Raw genomic sequence first — 1,296 nt, 5'->3', positions numbered from 1 at the left:
GCATATGGCCGATGCCGCCATACGCGGCCGGGTCAACGGCGCCGCAGCCCTGGCCGTCATCCGTCACGATCACCCGCAGCACGCTCGCGGTCGACGCCAGCAGCACGTCGATGCGGTGCGGCGCGGCATGGCGAACGGCATTGTTGATCGCTTCCTGCACGATCCGGTAGAGCGCGGTCCGCACTGGCTCCGACAGGCTGTCGGCGCCGCCGTCGCTGGTGTCGGCGATGCGCACGGCGATCGGCGGCTTGGCCCTGGCGACGCTGCGGTTGAGATGCGCCTCGACCGCATCGCGCAGGCCGAACAGTTCAAGCACGCTCGGCCGGATGTCGTCGACGATGTGGCGCAGTTCCGTCAGGCAGCCGGCGACCTCCTTCTCGAGATCGGCAAGCTGTGCTGCCCGCGCCACGCCCTGGCCGCGAAGTGCCGAGAGCTGGCGCGCGATGCGGGCGAGATCGGCAAGCGTCTGGTCGTGCAGGTCCATGGCCATGCGCCGGCGTTCGCGCTCCATGCCTTCGGTCAATTGCGAGGCGCCGACGCGCAGCAGCTCGACGCGATTTCGCGCCTCGCTCTCGGCCAGCATGGCGCGGCGCGCCTCCTCGGTCTGGATCAGCGCGAAGATGTAGGGCGCGATCAGGTCGGCGCATTGCTGCGCGACCGCGACGTCGGCAAGCGTGTAGCAGTCGACCTCGTGCCGGCTGATGTTGAGCGCGCCGATGATGCCGCCGCGCGCCCTGAGCGGCACGACGATGCGGCTGCGCAGCCTGGCGGCGAAGATCGGACCATCGATAGCGGTGGCGAAATGGAACCGCTCGTCGCTCAGCGCGTCGTCGGCGAGCAGATAGGGGACTTCGCCCCACAGCACCGAGCGGATCGGGCTGACTTCGGTCGGCAGCGGATGCTGGGCAAGCTCGCTCCAGCTGGTGTGGAAGCCGGCTTCGTAACAGGCGTGCCGGCGCCCATCATGCGACAGCACCGCCAGATCCATGTGGTCGTGCGGGATGAGCGAGCCGATCTCGATGGCTGTCGCGCGGAACGCCGTGCCGGGATCGATATGGCCGGCAAGCGCCCGCGATATCGCCAGCAGCCGGTCGATCAGGACCAGGGACACTTCCGCCATTGCTTTCACGATCCTCCCGTGCCGGGAAATAGTGGACGCATGCCGCCGCCGCTGTCAACGACGGTGCCTTTGGTCATAGGAATTTTTTCTTGACTCGGTGAGCTCAGCTATGGTACATTTTCGTCCATGGTGCTGATTTGCGCCGGTGACCCGCCGCACTGGCGGGTTTTTTATTT

The 1,296-nt window shown here is 67.1% G+C and carries 1 protein-coding gene; it reads right to left on the bottom strand.

What is annotated here, in order from left to right; genetic code table 11:
• Positions 1-1,120 (bottom strand): histidine kinase (locus EN879_RS36225; RefSeq protein ID WP_127274728.1); only part of this gene is annotated, 1,120 nt, incomplete at its 3' end.
• Between the last annotated feature and the right edge of the window lie 176 nt (positions 1,121-1,296).

Source organism: Mesorhizobium sp. M7A.F.Ca.AU.002.02.1.1 (genome assembly GCF_003998535.1).
GTDB classification, from domain to species: Bacteria; Pseudomonadota; Alphaproteobacteria; order Rhizobiales; family Rhizobiaceae; genus Mesorhizobium; species Mesorhizobium ciceri.
Note: the sequence above shows the minus strand (reverse complement) of the source record. Positions and strands in the feature narration are given on the sequence as shown.